The sequence below is a fragment of the Limosilactobacillus reuteri subsp. reuteri genome, from assembly GCF_000016825.1.
Taxonomy (GTDB): Bacteria; Bacillota; Bacilli; order Lactobacillales; family Lactobacillaceae; genus Limosilactobacillus; species Limosilactobacillus reuteri.
In genome coordinates this window covers 1274022-1291823 of the sequence record NC_009513.1, presented here as the reverse complement: position 1 = coordinate 1291823, position 17802 = coordinate 1274022, and the positions used below count along the sequence as shown (strand labels likewise).

Sequence of the window (17802 nt, the reverse complement as noted above, 5' to 3'; positions counted from 1 at the left end):
TCGGAGGAATTAAATGCCTGAATTACCAGAAGTTGAAACTGTTCGCCGCGGTTTGCTGAAGATTGCCGCTAAGCGTAAAATTAACGCGATCGATGTTTATTATGGTAAAACGATTACCAATGACGTTGAAGATTTTCGGCAGGCGTTGATTGGCCAGACGATTGAAAATATTGATCGGCGAGGAAAATATCTTCTTTTTCGTTTCACTAATGATTTGACGATGATTTCACATCTTCGTATGGAAGGAAGATATTACAACCAACCGATTGGCGGACCAATTGATAAACATACCCATGTTGTCTTTGAATTTACAGATGGTACGGAATTATGTTACCAAGACACCCGTAAATTTGGTCGGATGACATTGGTAAAAACCGGTGATGAGATGAATGTCGGTGGATTGAAGACGATTGGCCCTGAACCGACAGAAGACGCCTTTACCTTGCCATACTTTACAACTGAATTAAAAAAGAGTCGGGGAAAGATTAAGCCATTCTTGCTCAATCAGCGTCATGTCGCCGGTCTGGGTAACATTTACGTTGATGAGGTACTATGGATGACGGGGATAAATCCGGAGCAACCAGCCAATACTTTAACAGCTAACCAGATTGCTGAATTACGGGAAAATATCATCAAAGAATTGGCGACAGCGATTAAGTACAAGGGAACCACTGTGCATAGTTTTACGAATGCATTTGGTGATGCTGGTGCTTTTCAAGATCGCTTAAAAGCTTATGGTCATGCGGGGGATGAATGTCCGCGTTGTGGCACAAAAATGGTTAAAATTAAGGTTGCTGAACGCGGAACGACCTTTTGTCCCCACTGTCAAGTATTGAAGGAATAGGAAATGACAAAAATAGTTGGATTAACAGGTGGGATCGCAACGGGGAAGACAACGGTAAGCAACATTTTGCGCCAGGCTGGGATTCCGGTGATTGATGCTGACCAAGTAGCGCGGCAAGTCCAGACACCAGACTCGGTTGGGTTAACGAGGATTGTCAAAGTATTCGGCCCGAAAGTGCTTTTGCCAACAGGTGAGCTCAATCGGCCGGCCTTAGCAAAAATTGTCTTTAATGATAAAGAAGCGTTGAAAAAACTCAATGAGATTCTTCAGCCATTGATTTACGATGCAATTTTTGTGCAGGCTGATACTTTGAAGAAACAGGGAATTCCGCTCGTGGTGTTAGATGTACCATTATTATTTGAGCAACACTATGATGAAGATTGTGATTATGTTGTAGTTGTTTATACTGATCCGCAAACGCAGCTTAAACGGTTAATGGCTCGTGATCACTGTTCTAAAAAGGAAGCGCAAGCGCGAATTGCTGCCCAAATGCCATTATCAGAGAAAGAAGCGCGGGCGGATTTTAAAATAAATAATAATGGTGACCAGGTTGCCTTGCAAAAACAAGTCGCATCCTTAATAAATCAGCTAAAAGCAAAGTAAAATGTGGTAAAATAAAGTACTTATACTATAAAGGAGGGGGACACATTGCGCTGTCCACATTGTCACAAAAATGGATCACGGGTTGTCGATAGTCGGCCAAGCGAAGACGGAAGCTTTATTCGTCGTCGTCGTGAGTGCATTCATTGTGGCTTTCGTTTTACAACCTTTGAACGGTACGAGGAAACGCCGCTACTAGTAATTAAAAAAGATGGCACGCGCCAAGAATTCAGTCGCCAAAAGATCCTCAATGGGATTGTGCGCTCGGCGGAAAAACGACCGGTTAGTATGGAGCGGTTGACCAAGATTGCAGATAAAGTGGAAAAACAAATCCGGAGTATTGGTGAAAGCGAAGTCTCCAGTCAAATTATTGGTAAATTTGTGATGAACGAATTAAAAGGCGTCGATGAGATTGCCTATATTCGGTTTGCAAGTGTTTACCGCCAATTTAAGGACGTTGATGCCTTTATGAGCGAACTTGAAACCATGATGAAGGCAGAACATAAAAAATAACTTAGGAGGGCTGTAAAATGACTGCAGCAGCTTTTGACCCGCAAGCCGGTTATGTTGTTACGGCCAGCACTGCATTTATTAGTTTTAATGACCAGACTTTTGCAACATTTTATCAGCCAATCTTAGGACCAGTTGCGTTTAGTTTTTTTTATGCGTTAAAAGCGCGCCTGCTGCCTAATCCTACGATTGCCAACCGGACCTTGCAAAGCGACCTGTTAGCCCAGGTAAATGCTGGGGGCCAACAAGTGCTGGAGGCTCTTCATCGTTTAGAGGCAGTTGGCTTAGTGCAAACTTATTTTCAGCACGATGAGATCGGGGACGTATATGTTTATGAATTGCAGCCGACCCTTACTCCAGAAAAATTTTTAGCTGATAATTTGCTGAGTATTTTACTGTTAGAGGAAGTAGGAGAAGATGCGTTTGAACGTTTGACTAAGCAAAGTCGGCAATACAAGCTTGCTTCTTCTAATACTTCATTAACTAATGTGAGTCATAACTTTTTTGAAGAATTTCACATTAACTCACAGTCAATTACTGAAACACCACAAGCGATTTTAACGGCGCGAAAACAATCACCGGTAGAAAAGCAACCCCAGTTAACCGTGGGGATGAGCGATGACTTTGATTGGTCAACCCTCATTCACTTACTGGCTAATCAGCCAATTGTCAGTGCGGACCTTGAAAATAATCGAGACCTAATATTATTAGAACATCAATTATACGGGATTGATGCGCCAACGATGAAGACATTGATTTTGCGGTCGATTGATCTACAAACTAATCATTTCAATCCGAAAAAATTTAAGCAAATTGTCGCGTCTGCTTATAATATAGTCTATTCTTCAACGACAAAGGTAGCGGAAAAAGAAGCGCCGGTGACAAATAAAAATAGTGAACTGACCAGTAAAGATCAAGAATTATTGGCAACAGCTAAGGATTATTCTCCAGTTGAATTTCTCCAGGTCCTTAAAGGGCAGACGGGTGGCTATGTAACTTCAGGTGAACGTCATATTCTGACAGGCTTAGTAGCGCAAGAAAAACTTACCCAAGATGCCATTAATATCTTAACCTGGTATGTGATTATTGACCGGGGAAATTCTACTTTGACAGCTAATTTTGTCGATGCAATTGCCAATAACTGGCTCCAACATGGCGTAATTAATGGAGAGCAAGCCATCGTCCAATTAAAGACTTTCAACAAGCAGGCACAAGAAAAGAAAACAAAGACGCCAAAGAAAAATAAGTGGCGCAAAACGATTAAGGAACCGATGCCAGAATGGAGTAAAAAAGATACGAGTGAGCTAATGAAAAAAGCTTCCTCACAAGAAATTGCCAAACTGCGTGAACGGATCGCTAATCGTAAGAAGAAGTAGTAGCTAAAGGAGGTGGCAGCATGCAGTCACTAAACAAAACTTTACAAGAGTTAATGCGCGGTCAAAATATTGCAGATAATATCCAACAAACGATGAAGCAAGTTTATGCGGATAAAGATGTTCAAGCATTCTTAAACGAAAATCGTGATCGTCTTAGTAAAGAAGCAATTAAACGGGGCCAATCAAAGCTTTATGAGTTTTTTCATGAAAAGCAATTAATTGAAAAAGGCGTGCCAACTGTTGCCCCAGGATATTCTCCACAATTGGTTATCAGTGCCGGGCAGATTGACGTAACCTACGTTCCAACTAAACAGTTATTAGAACGCCAACGACAACGTTATATTCAACGGCTAGTTAACTCGATTAATATGCCTAAGTTCATTAAAAATGCGTCATATGATGATTATTATTTAAATGAAGATACCCAAACTGATACACGCACAAAGGCAATTCAAGCAGCTATGGACTTTACGGATAATTACCAAAAAGATAATTTTCAACCAGGGCTTTACCTATATGGGAAATTCGGAGTCGGAAAAACATACCTCCTTGGAGCAATCGCTAATGAACTCGCTAAGAGCAAGGGGATTGCAACAACGATGGTTCATTTCCCTAGTTTTGCTGTTGAAATGCGGAATTCAATTAAGCAAAATAATACTGGCGAAAAATTGGATGCTATTAAACGGGCGCCAATTTTAATGCTTGATGATATTGGTGCCGGTGCAATGACAACATGGATAAGAGATGATGTTTTAGGAGTGATCTTAGAATATCGGATGCAAGAAGAATTACCGACCTTCTTTAGTTCTAATTTTTCAATGGATGAGTTGCAAAATAACCACCTTGCTATCAATGCGCAAGGCGATAATGAGCCCCTCAAAGCGGCTCGCATTATGGAAAGAATCAAGTACTTATCACGTGAGATTGAAATGGAAGGAAAGAATTTGCGTGATAAGGGATAAAGTTCTTGACATTAAACTTTGAATTTAGTAAGCTAATAAATGTTGAAAGAAAAAGCAGAAGCACCCGCTTCTCGCCTAGGTGGTATTGATCGCCGGGCTGACGAGATGAATGATAATCGACCACTAGGATAAGGTCGTTGTTATGAAGCGGGGTACTTTTGTGCCTCGCTTTTTTGCTTGATCTTTCGCTAAAAAAATTGGAGGTGCGTTGCCATAGCACAAGATATGATTGTCAATAACGGTATTCGTGCACGGGAAGTGCGGTTAATCGGTCAAAATGGTGAACAATTGGGCATTAAGTCTAAACGTGAAGCGCTACAGTTAGCTGAAGAAGCTAACTTAGACCTAGTATTAGTTGCACCAAAGGCACGCCCAGCTGTTGCCCGCATTATGGATTACGGGAAGTACCGTTTCGAGATGCAAAAGAAAGAGCGTGAAGCTCGTAAGAAGCAAAAGACGATAACGGTTAAGGAAATTCGCCTTAGTCCATCAATTGATACTAATGACTTTAATGTTAAGTTAAAGCGCGTTCGTAAGTTCATTGAAAAGGGCGATAAGGTGCGGATTTCATTACGTTTCCGTGGTCGTGCTATTACCCATAAGGATATCGGTCGTGACATGATTGAACGTATGGCTGAAGAAACTTCAGACATCGCTACTGTTGTTCAACGTCCGAAGATGGAAGGGCGGAGTATTTTCTTAACTCTTGCTCCGGCTGCTGATAAAGCAAAGAATTAATTTAAGAAGGTAGGAATTAGTTATGCCAAAGATGAAGAGTAACCGTGCTGCTGCCAAGCGTTTCAAGCGTACAGCTAATGGTGGATTCAAGAGTGGAAACTCATTCACTAGTCACCGTTTCCACGGTAAGACTAAGAAGCAACGTCGTCAATTACGTGGTTTGAGCATGATGGACAAGACCAACGTAAAGCGTTACAAGAAGTTATTACCATTTAAGTAAACTTCACAAAAATAACTATTTAATATACGTAGGAGGATTTCAACATGCGAGTTAAAGGTGGAACTGTTACGCGTGCACGTCGCAAGCGCATTATGAAGTTAGCAAAGGGTTACCGTGGTTCAAAGCACCGTCTTTTCAAGACTGCTAAAGACCAAGTAATGAAGAGTTACGCTTACGCTTTCCGTGATCGTAAGGTCAACAAGCGTAAGTTCCGTGAACTTTGGATTGCTCGGATTAACGCTGCTGCACGTATGAACGACATTAGTTACAGCAAGTTAATGCACGGCTTAAAAGTTGCTAACATTGACATTAACCGTAAGATGTTAGCTGATTTAGCTGTTAACGATGCAGATGCATTCAAGGCACTCGTTGACGAAGCTAAGAAAGCTCTTAACTAAGCCTAAATAATCTTCGGTCGCTTATGATGCGTATGCATGATAAGCGGCTTTTTTTAATTAGTTGCTTTCCGAGTAAAGCACACGATATAATTAAATACTAGAACATTTAATCGGGTTAACCGATTGGAATATTAAATTTGATGAGGTGCGACTTTGTTAGAGATATTTAAACCAACATGGATGGTTAATACAATATATTCTGTTTCTCCTGCCCAATTAAAAGAGCAGAGAGTGCGAGCTGTTTTTAGTGACCTAGATAATACCTTGATTGCTTGGAACAATCCAGATGGAACTCCAGAATTAAAGGAATGGATGGATGCTTTACAGGAAGCCCATATTCCACTAATTGTTATTTCTAATAATAGTAAAGAACGAGTTGGGAAAGCTGTTAATAGCCTTGACCTTCCATTTGTTTCGCGATCATTAAAGCCCTTAAGTTTTGGGATTGATCGTGCACGAAAAAAACTTAATTTAGCAAAAGATGAAGTGGTTATGGTTGGTGACCAGTTATTGACTGATGTTGCTGCGGCTAACCAAGCGGGCATTCGCAGCATTTTAGTACGTCCGCTATTAAATACAGATAAGTGGGATACCCGTATTAACCGCTTCTTTGAACGTCGTGTTTGGAAGAGCTTAAACAAAAAATATCCAGATTTAAAATGGCAGGAGGATTTGAATGACTGAACAAGAACAACAAACTGAAGAATTACGTTGTATAGGTTGTGGGAGCATTATCCAAACGGAAGATCCTAATGGCTTGGGTTACACGCCTAAGTCAGCCCTGGAGAAGGGAAAGGAGACAGGAGAATTATACTGTCAGCGTTGTTTCCGTTTGCGGCACTACAATGAAATTGCTCCAGTGTCATTAACGGATGATGATTTTCTGCGCCTATTAAATCAGATTCGGGATGCCAATGCTTTAATTGTGTATGTTGTTGATGTTTTTGACTTTAATGGAAGCCTAATTCCGGGCTTACACCGTTTTGTTGGCGATAATCCAGTATTATTAGTTGGAAATAAGGAAGACTTGTTGCCACGTTCTCTACGGCGGCCAAAGTTAACTGACTGGATTCGTCAACAGGCAAATATTGCCGGATTGCGTCCAATTGATACGGTTCTTGTTTCAGCTAAAAAGAACCATCAGATTGACCACTTGCTTGATGTGATTGAAAAATATCGACACAATCGAGACGTTTATGTTGTTGGTGTTACCAATGTTGGAAAATCAACGTTAATAAACCAAATTATCAAGCAACGAACGGGAGTAAAAGAATTGATCACTACTTCACGCTTCCCAGGAACTACTCTTGATAAGATTGAAATTCCGCTTGATGATGGGCATGTTTTAGTTGATACGCCTGGAATTATCCATCAAGAACAAATGGCCCATGTCTTATCGCCAAAAGACTTGAAGATTGTGGCACCCCAAAAAGAGATTAAACCAAAGACTTACCAATTAAATGATGGTCAAACATTATTCTTAGGTGGCGTTGCGCGATTTGATTATCTTCATGGTGAACGTGCGGGAATGGTTGCTTACTTTGATAATAATTTACCAATTCACCGTACAAAGCTAAACAATGCTGATAATTTCTATGCTAAACACTTAGGAGATTTGCTTACCCCACCGACTAGCGATGAAAAGAATGAGTTCCCACCATTAGAACGTTATGAATTCCACATTACCGAAAAGAGCGATATTGTCTTTGAGGGTCTAGGATGGATTACTGTTCCTGCAAAAACGACTGTTGCTGCATGGGTTCCGAAAGGTGTCGGGGCTCTGGTACGGCGCGCAATGATTTAATTAATATTTGAAAGGAAAGACTTATGCAATTAAGAGGAAAACAAAAACGATTTTTACGAGCACAAGCAAACCACCTTCAACCACTATTTTCTGTAGGTAAAGATGGTCTGACTGACAATTGGCTTGCTCAACTAGATGGTGCACTCGACCGTCGAGAATTAATTAAGGTTAGCATTTTGCAAAACTCAGATGTTACAACTGATGAAGTTCGCGAATTAATTGAAGAAAAAACTTCTATTCAGGTAGTTCAAGTTATTGGTCGGGTATTAGTTTTATTTAAAGTTTCAGCAAATAAGGATGCCCGTGAATTGTCATCACGAGTAGCTGAAATCTAAGTAAAAGTAGGAGTGACGGTTTTGCAAAGCTGTAGTGTAGTAGACAAGGTGCAAACCCAGGTGCAACCGGAGACTAAGGTTAGTGGACACCGTAAACGAATCGGCCTCTATGGGGGAACATTTAATCCTATTCACAATGCTCACCTATTTATGGCGGATCAGGTTGGTCATGCCCTCTGTTTTGATCGGGTTGATTTTTTACCAGATGCTAAACCTCCCCATATTGATCATAAAGATTCACTTGATCCTCAATTGCGGTTGCAGATGCTCGAATTGGCAGTTGCTGATAACCCCTTTTTAGGGATTGAGCATGCCGAATTAGAGCGAGGAGGAGTTAGCTATACTTACGATACTATTAAGTATTTGTTAGATAAGCACCCTGATGTCGATTATTACTTTATTATCGGCGGTGATATGGTCGATTATCTTGACAAGTGGTACCGGATCAATGATTTAATTCGCTTGCCCCATTTTCATTTTGTCGGCGTTCATCGTCAAAGAGCGAAGAATGAGACACGATATCCAGTAATTTGGGTAGATGTCCCAACGGTTGATTTTAGTTCAACCGATATTCGACAACGGGTGCAACATGGTCAATCAATCAAGTATATGGTCCCAGATGCCGTAAGCAAGTTTATTGAGGAGCATCAATTATATCGTGAATGAAGAATTAGTTTATAATAAAAATTATATCCCAATGACACGGTCTGAACTTATCGACCGTCTCAAAAAGGCGTTAAAGGACAAACGATTTCAGCATGTGTTACGTGTGGAAGAGACAGCGATTAAGTTAGCTGAGCAATACGGGGTTGATGTTGAAAAAGCTAGTATTGCAGGCCTGTGTCATGATTATGCCAAACAGCGTCCTGACGAAGATTTTATTGCTGAGATTAAGAAAAAAGGGCTTAATCCGCTGCTCTTAGATTATGGTAATGCAATTTGGCATGGAGTAGTTGGTGCAGAGCTAATTAAGGATGAATTAGGGATTTGGGATGAAGATATCCTAAATGCGGTTCGCCACCATACTACTGGGGCGCCAGTAATGACAAAGCTTGAGCAGGTTATTTACATGGCTGATTATATTGAGCCGGGTCGAGACTTTGCAGGCGTAAAAAAGGCACGAGTAATTACAGCCGCAAACCTTCAAGCAGGGGTTGCTTACCAAACAAAACATACGCTGACTTATTTGATTGGAAATGGGAAGCCGGTATATCCAAAGACAATAGATACCTATAATGCATGGGTTCCACAATATGAAGGAGAGATAGATTAATGGATAGTAAACAATTATTAGAAATGGTTGTCAAAGCTGCCGATGGTCGGCGCGCAGAAGATATCATCGCTCTTAAAGTTGATGAGATTAGTCCAATGGCTGATTATTTCGTTATTATGACAGGGGGTTCAGACCGTCAAGTACAGGCGATCACCAATGCCATTGTTGAAAAAGCACATGAAGAAAATGTCAAGATTGGTAGTGTTGAAGGTAAAAACCATGCTCAATGGGTATTGGTTGACCTTGGTGACGTGGTTGTCCATGTTTTCCGTGAAGAAACTCGTCAATTCTATAACCTTGAAAAATTATGGGCCGACGCACCTCTTGTCAATATTAGCGACTGGATTAATGATTAATGATTTATCAAAGTTTTGCCCAGTTATATGACCAGCTTTTTGATCCTGAAATGTACCAGAAGTGGGAAGAATTCACAATCAAAAACCTTCCTGCTGATACTAAGAATATTTTAGATTTAGCTGGCGGTAGTGGACGGTTGGGAGTGATGCTGGCTGCTCGTGGATTTGACGTAACGGTTGCTGACTTTTCTACTGAGATGCTTAGTATTGCCGATCGACATGCGACGGAAGCAGGAGTTAATATGAATCTCTTGCAAGCTGATATGCGGGACCTCAGTGCTTTACCGCAGTATGATGCGATTACTTGTTATGCGGACTCTTTTTGTTATTTAGACGATGCTGTGGCCGTTCAAAAGACCTTCAATGAAATTGCTGATCACTTGAAAGATAATGGTGTCTTCTTATTTGATGTCATTTCTCCTTATCAAACTGATGTCGTTTATCCGGGGTATATGTTCAACTACGAAGATGAAGACCACCAGCGAGCATTCATGTGGCAGTCTTTTAAAGACGATGATGTTGATCATGGTGTAATTCATGAATTAGCTTTTTTTACTCAAGATAATGATGGACGCTATGATCGTGTTGGAGAAACCCATTATGAACGTGCTTATGAATTGCCTTTATTAAAGCAGATGCTATCTCAAGCTGGCTTTAATTCTGTTGAAGTGGGATCAAATTTTTCGACTTCTATCAAAGAAGAAAACCCAACACGATGGTTCTTTAAGTGTCATAAATAAGGAGAGTTCACATGAAAGCAGTAGGGATGGTTGTTGAATATAATCCATTTCACAATGGGCATCGCTACCACCTTCAGCAGGCAAAAAAAATTTCCGAGGCAGATGTAACGGTAGCGGTAATGAGTGGTAATTTTACCCAGCGTGGCGAACCGACAATTGTTGATAAATGGTCACGGGCAAGGGCAGCAGTGATGAATGGGGTTGACCTGGTGATTGAATTACCGCTTTTTTACGCTGTTCAACCAGCACACCGGTTTGCCGGAGGAGCGCTGAGTCTCTTAAATGCTCTTGGCGTTGATTCAATTGTCTTTGGGAGTGAGCATCCAGAATGGGATTTTGCTCGGTTGGTGAAGGCTGAAGAAGCTTTTAACCAGGAAAGTTTTAATAAGTATAATGCAACTTACGCCACCCAATTTAACCAACAATTGAAGGAACAAACTGGTGTCACCTTAATTGATCCCAATGATATTTTAGCTTTTGCTTATACCAAAGCTAAAATTAACCAGGGTTATCATTTTGAATTGCTGCCTATCAAGCGGCAGGGAAGTAACTATCACGACCAGCAAATTAAAGGCAAGATTGCTAGTGCGAGTGCAATCCGTCAGGCAATCAGTGAAAAGGGCGATTATCGGCAAGCTGTCCCCCAGGTGATGGGAGATATATTGGCGACAATAAAGAGTATTCCCTTATGGACAGAACTTTATCCTTTATTGCGGAATCAGCTTATTCAAGCGCCTGTTTCAACCCTTCAGTCAACTTACTTAATGGCAGAAGGACTCGAATATCGGATGAAGGAGGCGGCCCAGCGAAGCCTTGATTTTAATTCATTTATGAAATTTACCAAGACTAAACGGTATACCTATGCCCACTTATTGCGGGTTTGTTTATACACTATCTTGCAGATTACCCAAGAAGAGGTAGAGAAGCATAGTAAACACCCTTATCTTCATGTTTTGGCCTTTAATAAGCAAGGACGTGAATACCTTCATGAGGTAAAAAAGGAGCTTGCTCTACCACTAATTACAAAAGTTGACCAAGAAATGCGGGATCAATTGCTTAATCTTGATTATCGTGCAGGGAAACTATATCAGTTATTTACGCCGGTTGAACAAGATTTGAAGCACCCACCGATAATTATTAATTAACGTCTTTGATAAAGTTTGGTAAAATATTCTAAGTAGATTTGGTTCCCTAAAAGGTTGTCAAGGAAAAAACATTGACAACGTATAAGGGGACTAGTATAATTGCACATGTTGCATTAGGAGGTTAGTACGTTGAAATGGTCGTTAGCTGAATTACATCGTTACCAAGATGAACCACTTCATATTCAAAGTACTTTTGATCTGAACGCATCATTAACGAAGCTGTTTCCAGATATTATTTTAGCTGTTCAACCAGTTAAAGTTGATGGTTACGTTACTTATGACGATGGTGATGCAACGATTAGCGCTCATGTTACAACGACGTTAACCGTTCCATCTAGTCGCTCGTTAACACCCGTTCAATTACCGCTCGATTTTACGTTCTCAGAGACGTATATCGATGATCGTTCACACTTTGCCCGCTATGAGGATGAAGATGAGGTTGTTTTCCTGATTAAAAAGGGTGATTCAATTGATTTTGATACTGCATTAGCGGAAAATATCGTTGAACAGGTACCACTACGGGTTCTTTCTGCCGAAGAAAAGTCTGGCAAACCAATGCCAAATGGAAAAGGTTGGAGTGTTATCTCTGAAGATGACTACAAGGCCCAGCAGCAGAAAGATGACAAAGTTGATCCACGTCTCGCTAAGTTGCAAAACCTTTTTCCTGATCAGGATAACAAAAAATAGCGGACGGTTAAAAACCATTTGTGGATAATTCTAATTTCTTAGGAGGTGTCAAACATGGCTGTTCCAGCACGGAAGACTTCAAAGACTAAGAAGCGTATGCGTCGGGGTCACATCAAGTTAAATGTACCTGGCCTTACTCCTTGCCCAAACTGTGGTGAACTTCGCAAGTCCCACATGGTATGCCCAAGTTGTGGTTACTACGACGGCAAGCAAGTTGTTAACACTAACAACTAATTAATATAAAAGCTATCCTTTAGGCGCCGGACCTAGGATAGTTTTTTTATTTTAAAATTTTCTAAGAATTTATAAGTAAAAAATGATATAATCTAATTCCTTGATAAATCGAGATTTTTAGTACAGAGAATACTGGGGTTTATTAAAAAATTGTGATAAAATTATTGTGTTTTATTAATACGTATAACAAGTAAAAAAAGATTATTATAGTAGGTGAGTTATTAATGAGTCGAATTTTAATTATTGAGGATGAGGAAAATTTAGCAAATTTTGTAGAACTTGAATTAAAGCATGAAGGCTACGATACAGATGTTGAACTTGATGGTCGTGCCGGACTAGAAGCAGCTTTAAATCAAGACTTTGACGTGATTTTGCTAGACTTGATGCTCCCAGAGTTAAATGGGATTGAAGTTGCACGACGGGTTCGTGAAATAAAAGATACACCAATTATTATCATGACCGCTCGTGATTCTGTTATTGACCGTGTCTCTGGTTTAGATCATGGGGCAGATGATTATATTGTTAAGCCATTTGCTATTGAAGAACTCCTTGCACGGGTGCGGGCGTTATTACGGCGAATCAGTATTGAAGATGGTAATAATAAAGAACACCAAACAACGGTCAATTACAAGGATCTTACCATTGAAAAAGAGAATCGGGTCGTTCGTCGTGGTGATGAAGTAATTAACCTTACAAAGCGGGAATACGAATTACTCTTGATTTTGATGGAAAATATCAATGTTGTTATGTCACGAAAAGACCTTTTGAGTAAGGTGTGGGGTTATGACTCCAAAGTTGAAACCAATGTTGTTGATGTTTATATTCGGTACTTACGGAATAAGATCGACCGACCTGGTGAAAAGAGCTACATCCAAACGGTTCGTGGTACTGGATATGTGATTCGCTCCTAGGAATGATCAATTATGAAGCAAAAAGATGAAAGACGGTTTGTTTCGCTAAAAATTAAGTGGGCAGCTGGGACGGCATTAGGGTCATTAATCATCTTTTGTATCGTTGCCATGGCATTGTTTAGTGCATTTACGCAAAATTTATTTCATCAGGAAAGACAATTGTTGAATCAAGGGATGACCAATATTAGTACACAATTAAGTACTGTTGATAAGCCCTTAACAAAAAAGAATGTTAGTCACCTTATTGATCCAGACAGAAACCGGTCGAATATTATTTCTGGAGAGGAATATAAACGACCGGTAATTAAAGAATTAAGTGATGGACACTTGGTTATTAACATTTATAATCCTGATGGAAAGAATATTTTGAGTACAGGTCGTTATATTAAAAAGCCACAGTTTACGACTAATCGCAATATTCATATTGCTGCTGGGCCTGATCATGATGTGTTGGTCGGGCAGATGCCAATTTATGGTCAGAATAATCGGCAGTTGATTGGATATTTACAAGTTGAAAATAACCTTGATGCTTATATGCAAAGTTATCATCAGTTAGCATTGGTGTGCATCTTGGCGCTCTGCCTGGTTGTGATTGCGAGCGGCCTCTTGGGATACTTTCTTTCACTTTTCCTCCTTCGACCATTGGATGGAATTCATGACACGGTTAAGGAGATTAGTGCAGATCCGACTAAAGATGTCCGAGTACCAACTACCAATCGTAATGATGAACTAGCAGAACTGATAACGATGTTTAATGAGATGCTTGATCGGATGCAGCGGTATATCGACCAGCAGTCACAATTTGTCAGTGATGTTAGCCATGAACTGCGGACACCCGTTGCGATTATTCAAGGACACTTGGAGATGCTGCAACGTTGGGGCAAGGATGATCCGAAAGTGCTGGATGACTCAATTAAAGCAACATTAATTGAGACTCGCCGAATGAAAAACCTGGTTCAAGAAATGCTTGATTTGAGCCGAGCAGAGCAAGTGGAGATTAACTTCCGCAATCAGCATACGATTGTTAATGATGTGGTTCATCAGGTCTACAATAACTTTAAGATGTTGTATCCGGACTTTACTTTCCGTTTGGACGACGATCTGAAAGAGCCAATCATGGTTGATATTTATCGCGACCATCTTGAACAGGTACTTGTAATTTTATGTGATAATGCTGTCAAATATTCCACCGATGACCATAAAGAGATCCATATTATTCTTTCACGGGGAATGAATACTGTTGAGATTGGTATTCAGGACTTTGGTGAAGGGATCTCACCAGAAAATGTAAAACGGGTCTTTGATCGTTTCTATCGAGTAGATAAGGCGCGTAGTCGTAAGAAGGGCGGTAATGGACTAGGCCTTTCAATTGCCAAGCGACTAATTGAAGGTTATCACGGTTCGATTACCCTAGAAAGTTCAGTCGGTGCTGGATCATTGTTTAGAATCATTTTACCGATTATTGAAGATCCAGAGACAAAAAAATAAATATTTAAGATGTGAGAATAGAAGCAAGATGAGAAATTTTTGCTCCTGTCCTCACTTTTTTATTACAAAACATTTTTATTCAATTGTTTTCCAAATGGCCGACAAAATAAGCGATGTTTTCAACCAAGGGCGGTATAATGAAAACGGATACTAAAATATGAGGATTTTTATTGAGGAGTTGAATAGGAGTGGCTGCGAAAGAGCAGAAAAAATTAATCACAACGCCAACATTGGTGTTAATGATTATTTCGACAATATATGGGTTTGGTAATGTTTCAATAGCTTATGATCAAATGGCATATGCGGGGATGTTTTGGTATATCCTTGCTGGAGTTTGTTTCTTCTTCCCTTGTTGTTTGATGATGGCTGAATATGGCTCGGCGTTTAAGGATGCCCAAGGAGGAATTTATTCGTGGTTAGCTGGTTCGATCGGGGAACGGCTGGCCTTTATCGGAACCTTTATTTGGTTAGCGAGTTGGGTTCTGTGGCTAGTATCAAGTGCATCTCGACTTTGGATAACATTGTCGGCACTATTATTTGGCCATGATACTACCCAACAATGGCACTTTTGGATTTTTAATTCTAATCAGTTAATTGGTATCTTGGCAATTCTGTTCGTTTTACTGGTGACTTTGCTGAGTTCACAGGGAATTAATGGGATTACGAAAATCAGCTCGTTTGGTGGGGCGTTTATGATTGGAATGAATGCCATTTTTATTATTGCAAGTTTAGTGACGATTATTGCTAACAAGGGGGTTACCGCCCAGCCTATTCATGGTATTAGCAGTTTTATCGAATCGCCTAATCCTGCTTTTAAGACGCCAATTGCGATTATCTCATTCGTTGTTTACGCAATTTTTGCATATGGTGGAATGGAAAATCTTGGTGGGGTTACTGATAGTATGAAGAATCCAGCGAAGACATTTCCAAGAGGCTTAGTTATTGGTTCGCTCTTAACGATTGGCAGTTACGTATTAATGATCTTGATGACTGGCTTTAGCGTTAATTACAATCATGTTATTGCAAAATCAAGCGTTAACTTAGGTAATGTTACTTACGTTGTCTTTAACCAATTAGGATACCAACTAGGTGTTTCGCTAGGGTTAAGTCATGCTACTAATATTTTTCTTGGTGTTCTCTTTACGCGAATGATTGCGTTAGCTGGGCTGATGGGGATGTTAGGAGCAATGTTCCTGTTAGTTTACTCCCCGATTAAGTCCTTTATCATGGGAGCTAATCCTGAGTTATGGCCTAAAAAGATTGTGACACTGAACAAACACGGGATGCCAGCATATGCAATGTGGATTCAGGCAATTTTTGTTTCGTGTATTATTTTCTTAGTTGCATTTGGGGGTTCAGCAGCTGCTAGTTTTTACCAAATCTTGACAGATATGGTTAATGTTTCAACCTGTGCCCCTTATATCTTCCTTGTTGGTGCATTCCCATTCTTTCAAAAGAAGGATATTCCACATGATTTTGTGGTATTTAAGAATCATTTTTGGACAAATGTATTAGTTATCTTTGTTGAAATAATTGTTTGCCTAGGAATCATCTTTACGTGTATCCAACCGATTATTGAGCATGATTTTCAAACTGCATTCTGGACAGCATTTGGTCCGGTTTTCTTTGGAATTGTTGCTTGGATTTTCTACAATCACGCATCAAAGAAAATTACAAAGTAGATAAAAGAGACTATTGAAAAAATTTTTGATTTTTTCAATAGTCTCTTTATCTATACGAACCTTAGCGAGAAGATTTTCCACTTACTCTTTATTCAATTTTTTAAGTCGCTGGTAAATGATAATTCCACCGATGCAAGTAATAACAAATTCAGTAAAAGGAACTGCTGCCCAGACCCCGTTAATTCCGGCAACTTTTGCCAGAATAAAGATCGCGGGGAGGAGAATAATATAACCACGAAGAATCGATAAAGAGAATGATGCCCGCGCTGATCCAATTGCTGTTAAGAAAAGGATGAACAATAGATTTAACGCGCTGAAGAATACACTTGTAAAGTAAATCGGGAGGCCAACACTAGCATAGGCGAGGAGTTGACCAGAATGAGAAGTGTTAAAAACTTCAATAATGGGATGCTTAAAGGTGATTAGGATAATAAAGCTGATTGTTGCTAGAAAGAGGGTAATGATAATTCCATTTTTTAATGTCATCGAAACATTCTTGTATTCGTGTTTACCAAATTCCCGACTAGCAAGCGGTTGAACACCGAGCGCTACTCCATTAGCAATTGCCAGCACAACGATGGCAATGTTGGAAATAACGCCATATGCGGCAACGGCATAGTTATTAGCTAGTTGCAATAAAACATGGTTAAAGAAATAGATACTAACACCAGTACTTAATTCGTTTAATGCTGAGGCAACCCCTAAACGTGCTGAGCGCCAAATGTTTCTTAGGTGAGGGACAACCCAGTGCCATTGTAATTGTCGGCCGGCAAACTTCCGATGAAAACTTAAAACCATCAAGCTAATTGCTGGCGAAAATAACACTGCCAATGCTGCTCCTTCCAATTTAAGACCCATTCCAAAGATAAAGAACCAGTCGATGAGGATGACAGATAATGTTTCAGTTAAGGTGGCCTTCATGGTTAACGTGGGATTGCCATCATTACGAATGAAATTAATGGCAATGTAGTTAGCCATATAGAGAGGTCCACTCCATGAAATTATTCGTAAATAAATGATTGCCATCTGACGAGTGGCATCATCTGCCCCAAGAAAATTAACTACTGGAGTCGCAAAAATGTTTAATAGGATTGCTAGGATAAGACCGAAAGTAAAAGCAAAAATCATCAGTTGACTAAATAATGATTTTATTCTCTCAGGATGCATAACTTTATTTAACGAAAAGATTGTGGCGCCACCGACTCCAAGTAATAGTCCAGTTCCATTAAAAACGTTGAACAGGGGCAGCACCAGGTTAAGAGTAGTTAGGCCTAAAGCTCCCGCCGCGATTGAAATAAAAAGGGTGTCAATAATAACATACATTGACATCCCAAGAGTGGCGACAACATTACGAACAACATAATGCCGTACTTCCTTCGTAATTGACATTGGTAAATCCATATTAAAACCTCCACAAAACTTGCTCCCATCCTCCCTGTTGGACGCCTGTTTGAGAAGCATAAATTAATTTGTTGCAGAACCCGGCGATTCTACTTTCC

General features: G+C 40.1%; 22 protein-coding genes and 1 other annotated feature. Of the genes, 21 read left to right on the top strand and 1 reads right to left on the bottom strand.

What is annotated here, in order from left to right; all coding sequences use genetic code 11:
• The first annotated feature begins 13 nt into the window (after window positions 1-13).
• The 21 genes from mutM to yjeM all read left to right on the top strand — a co-directional run bounded on the left by mutM (window position 14) and on the right by yjeM (window position 16303).
• Window positions 14-844, top strand: coding sequence for a bifunctional DNA-formamidopyrimidine glycosylase/DNA-(apurinic or apyrimidinic site) lyase (gene mutM, locus LREU_RS06525; RefSeq protein WP_003668491.1), 831 nt, complete (start codon window positions 14-16; stop codon window positions 842-844).
• A gap of 3 nt (window positions 845-847) precedes the next feature.
• On the top strand, window positions 848-1447 hold the full coding sequence (gene coaE, locus LREU_RS06520) for a dephospho-CoA kinase (protein WP_003668490.1): 600 nt from the start codon (window positions 848-850) through the stop codon (window positions 1445-1447).
• Between the two features lie 45 nt (window positions 1448-1492).
• Complete coding sequence (nrdR, locus tag LREU_RS06515; protein ID WP_003668489.1) at window positions 1493-1957, top strand: transcriptional regulator NrdR; 465 nt, start codon at window positions 1493-1495, stop codon at window positions 1955-1957.
• A 17-nt stretch (window positions 1958-1974) separates the two neighbouring features.
• Window positions 1975-3330: a replication initiation and membrane attachment family protein gene (locus LREU_RS06510; RefSeq protein ID WP_003668488.1), complete on the top strand. Its 1356-nt coding sequence runs from the start codon at window positions 1975-1977 to the stop codon at window positions 3328-3330.
• 20 nt (window positions 3331-3350) lie between these two features.
• Complete coding sequence (gene dnaI, locus LREU_RS06505) at window positions 3351-4292, top strand: primosomal protein DnaI (protein ID WP_003668487.1); 942 nt, start codon at window positions 3351-3353, stop codon at window positions 4290-4292.
• 46 nt (window positions 4293-4338) lie between these two features.
• Window positions 4339-4475, top strand: a sequence feature (ribosomal protein L20 leader region).
• A gap of 42 nt (window positions 4476-4517) precedes the next feature.
• Window positions 4518-5030, top strand: a complete 513-nt coding sequence (gene infC / locus LREU_RS06500) for a translation initiation factor IF-3 (protein WP_003668486.1) — start codon at window positions 4518-4520, stop codon at window positions 5028-5030.
• A gap of 22 nt (window positions 5031-5052) precedes the next feature.
• The gene (gene rpmI, locus LREU_RS06495) at window positions 5053-5250 is read left to right on the top strand and encodes a 50S ribosomal protein L35 (protein WP_003664106.1); all 198 of its coding nucleotides are present in this window, start codon (window positions 5053-5055) and stop codon (window positions 5248-5250) included.
• Between the two features lie 44 nt (window positions 5251-5294).
• On the top strand, window positions 5295-5648 hold the full coding sequence (rplT, locus tag LREU_RS06490) for a 50S ribosomal protein L20 (protein WP_003668485.1): 354 nt from the start codon (window positions 5295-5297) through the stop codon (window positions 5646-5648).
• Window positions 5649-5801: 153 nt separating this feature from the next.
• Complete coding sequence (locus LREU_RS06485) at window positions 5802-6332, top strand: YqeG family HAD IIIA-type phosphatase (protein WP_011953512.1); 531 nt, start codon at window positions 5802-5804, stop codon at window positions 6330-6332.
• Complete coding sequence (yqeH, locus tag LREU_RS06480) at window positions 6325-7452, top strand: ribosome biogenesis GTPase YqeH (RefSeq protein WP_003668483.1); 1128 nt, start codon at window positions 6325-6327, stop codon at window positions 7450-7452. The genes LREU_RS06485 and yqeH overlap by 8 nt, the downstream gene beginning before the upstream one ends.
• Before the next feature lie 23 nt (window positions 7453-7475).
• A complete protein-coding gene (yhbY, locus tag LREU_RS06475) occupies window positions 7476-7787 on the top strand; it encodes a ribosome assembly RNA-binding protein YhbY (protein ID WP_003664099.1) in 312 nt (103 codons plus the stop codon).
• A 12-nt stretch (window positions 7788-7799) separates the two neighbouring features.
• A complete protein-coding gene (locus LREU_RS06470; protein WP_003668482.1) occupies window positions 7800-8453 on the top strand; it encodes a nicotinate-nucleotide adenylyltransferase in 654 nt (217 codons plus the stop codon).
• The gene (gene yqeK, locus LREU_RS06465) at window positions 8446-9060 is read left to right on the top strand and encodes a bis(5'-nucleosyl)-tetraphosphatase (symmetrical) YqeK (RefSeq protein ID WP_003668481.1); all 615 of its coding nucleotides are present in this window, start codon (window positions 8446-8448) and stop codon (window positions 9058-9060) included. Before LREU_RS06470 ends, yqeK begins: the two co-directional genes overlap by 8 nt.
• Window positions 9060-9416 (top strand): ribosome silencing factor, encoded by a 357-nt coding sequence (gene rsfS, locus LREU_RS06460; RefSeq protein WP_003668479.1) that lies wholly within the window; start codon window positions 9060-9062, stop codon window positions 9414-9416. The genes yqeK and rsfS overlap by 1 nt, the downstream gene beginning before the upstream one ends.
• The gene (locus LREU_RS06455) at window positions 9416-10156 is read left to right on the top strand and encodes a class I SAM-dependent DNA methyltransferase (protein ID WP_003668478.1); all 741 of its coding nucleotides are present in this window, start codon (window positions 9416-9418) and stop codon (window positions 10154-10156) included. Before rsfS ends, LREU_RS06455 begins: the two co-directional genes overlap by 1 nt.
• An 11-nt stretch (window positions 10157-10167) precedes the next feature.
• Window positions 10168-11301 carry a nucleotidyltransferase gene (locus LREU_RS06450; protein WP_003668476.1) on the top strand — a complete coding sequence of 378 codons (1134 nt, stop codon included), beginning with the start codon at window positions 10168-10170 and terminating at the stop codon, window positions 11299-11301.
• 129 nt (window positions 11302-11430) lie between these two features.
• Window positions 11431-11988 carry a DUF177 domain-containing protein gene (locus LREU_RS06445; RefSeq protein ID WP_003664093.1) on the top strand — a complete coding sequence of 186 codons (558 nt, stop codon included), beginning with the start codon at window positions 11431-11433 and terminating at the stop codon, window positions 11986-11988.
• 54 nt (window positions 11989-12042) lie between these two features.
• Entirely contained in the window at window positions 12043-12222 is a 180-nt protein-coding gene (gene rpmF, locus LREU_RS06440) for a 50S ribosomal protein L32 (RefSeq protein ID WP_003664092.1), read from the top strand.
• Between the two features lie 224 nt (window positions 12223-12446).
• On the top strand, window positions 12447-13133 hold the full coding sequence (locus tag LREU_RS06435) for a response regulator transcription factor (protein ID WP_003668474.1): 687 nt from the start codon (window positions 12447-12449) through the stop codon (window positions 13131-13133).
• 12 nt (window positions 13134-13145) lie between these two features.
• Window positions 13146-14621: a HAMP domain-containing sensor histidine kinase gene (locus LREU_RS06430; protein ID WP_003668473.1), complete on the top strand. Its 1476-nt coding sequence runs from the start codon at window positions 13146-13148 to the stop codon at window positions 14619-14621.
• A 188-nt stretch (window positions 14622-14809) separates the two neighbouring features.
• Window positions 14810-16303, top strand: coding sequence for a glutamate/gamma-aminobutyrate family transporter YjeM (gene yjeM / locus LREU_RS06425; protein ID WP_003668471.1), 1494 nt, complete (start codon window positions 14810-14812; stop codon window positions 16301-16303).
• An 81-nt stretch (window positions 16304-16384) separates the two neighbouring features.
• Here the strand turns inward: yjeM and LREU_RS06420 are convergent, their stop codons facing one another.
• Window positions 16385-17764: an MATE family efflux transporter gene (locus LREU_RS06420; protein ID WP_003668469.1), complete on the bottom strand. Its 1380-nt coding sequence runs from the start codon at window positions 17762-17764 to the stop codon at window positions 16385-16387.
• Between the last annotated feature and the right edge of the window lie 38 nt (window positions 17765-17802).

Coding starts and splice junctions, on each gene's coding strand:
- LREU_RS06430 (WP_003668473.1), top strand. CDS start 13,146: ATGAAGCAAAAAGATGAAAGACGGTTTGTTTCGCTAAAAATTAAGTGG.
- dnaI (WP_003668487.1), top strand. CDS start 3,351: ATGCAGTCACTAAACAAAACTTTACAAGAGTTAATGCGCGGTCAAAAT.
- yhbY (WP_003664099.1), top strand. CDS start 7,476: ATGCAATTAAGAGGAAAACAAAAACGATTTTTACGAGCACAAGCAAAC.
- LREU_RS06510 (WP_003668488.1), top strand. CDS start 1,975: ATGACTGCAGCAGCTTTTGACCCGCAAGCCGGTTATGTTGTTACGGCC.
- LREU_RS06420 (WP_003668469.1), bottom strand. CDS start 17,764: ATGCTTCTCAAACAGGCGTCCAACAGGGAGGATGGGAGCAAGTTTTGT.
- rpmF (WP_003664092.1), top strand. CDS start 12,043: ATGGCTGTTCCAGCACGGAAGACTTCAAAGACTAAGAAGCGTATGCGT.
- infC (WP_003668486.1), top strand. CDS start 4,518: ATGATTGTCAATAACGGTATTCGTGCACGGGAAGTGCGGTTAATCGGT.
- mutM (WP_003668491.1), top strand. CDS start 14: ATGCCTGAATTACCAGAAGTTGAAACTGTTCGCCGCGGTTTGCTGAAG.
- coaE (WP_003668490.1), top strand. CDS start 848: ATGACAAAAATAGTTGGATTAACAGGTGGGATCGCAACGGGGAAGACA.
- LREU_RS06455 (WP_003668478.1), top strand. CDS start 9,416: ATGATTTATCAAAGTTTTGCCCAGTTATATGACCAGCTTTTTGATCCT.
- rsfS (WP_003668479.1), top strand. CDS start 9,060: ATGGATAGTAAACAATTATTAGAAATGGTTGTCAAAGCTGCCGATGGT.
- yqeH (WP_003668483.1), top strand. CDS start 6,325: ATGACTGAACAAGAACAACAAACTGAAGAATTACGTTGTATAGGTTGT.
- LREU_RS06450 (WP_003668476.1), top strand. CDS start 10,168: ATGAAAGCAGTAGGGATGGTTGTTGAATATAATCCATTTCACAATGGG.
- rpmI (WP_003664106.1), top strand. CDS start 5,053: ATGCCAAAGATGAAGAGTAACCGTGCTGCTGCCAAGCGTTTCAAGCGT.
- rplT (WP_003668485.1), top strand. CDS start 5,295: ATGCGAGTTAAAGGTGGAACTGTTACGCGTGCACGTCGCAAGCGCATT.
- LREU_RS06435 (WP_003668474.1), top strand. CDS start 12,447: ATGAGTCGAATTTTAATTATTGAGGATGAGGAAAATTTAGCAAATTTT.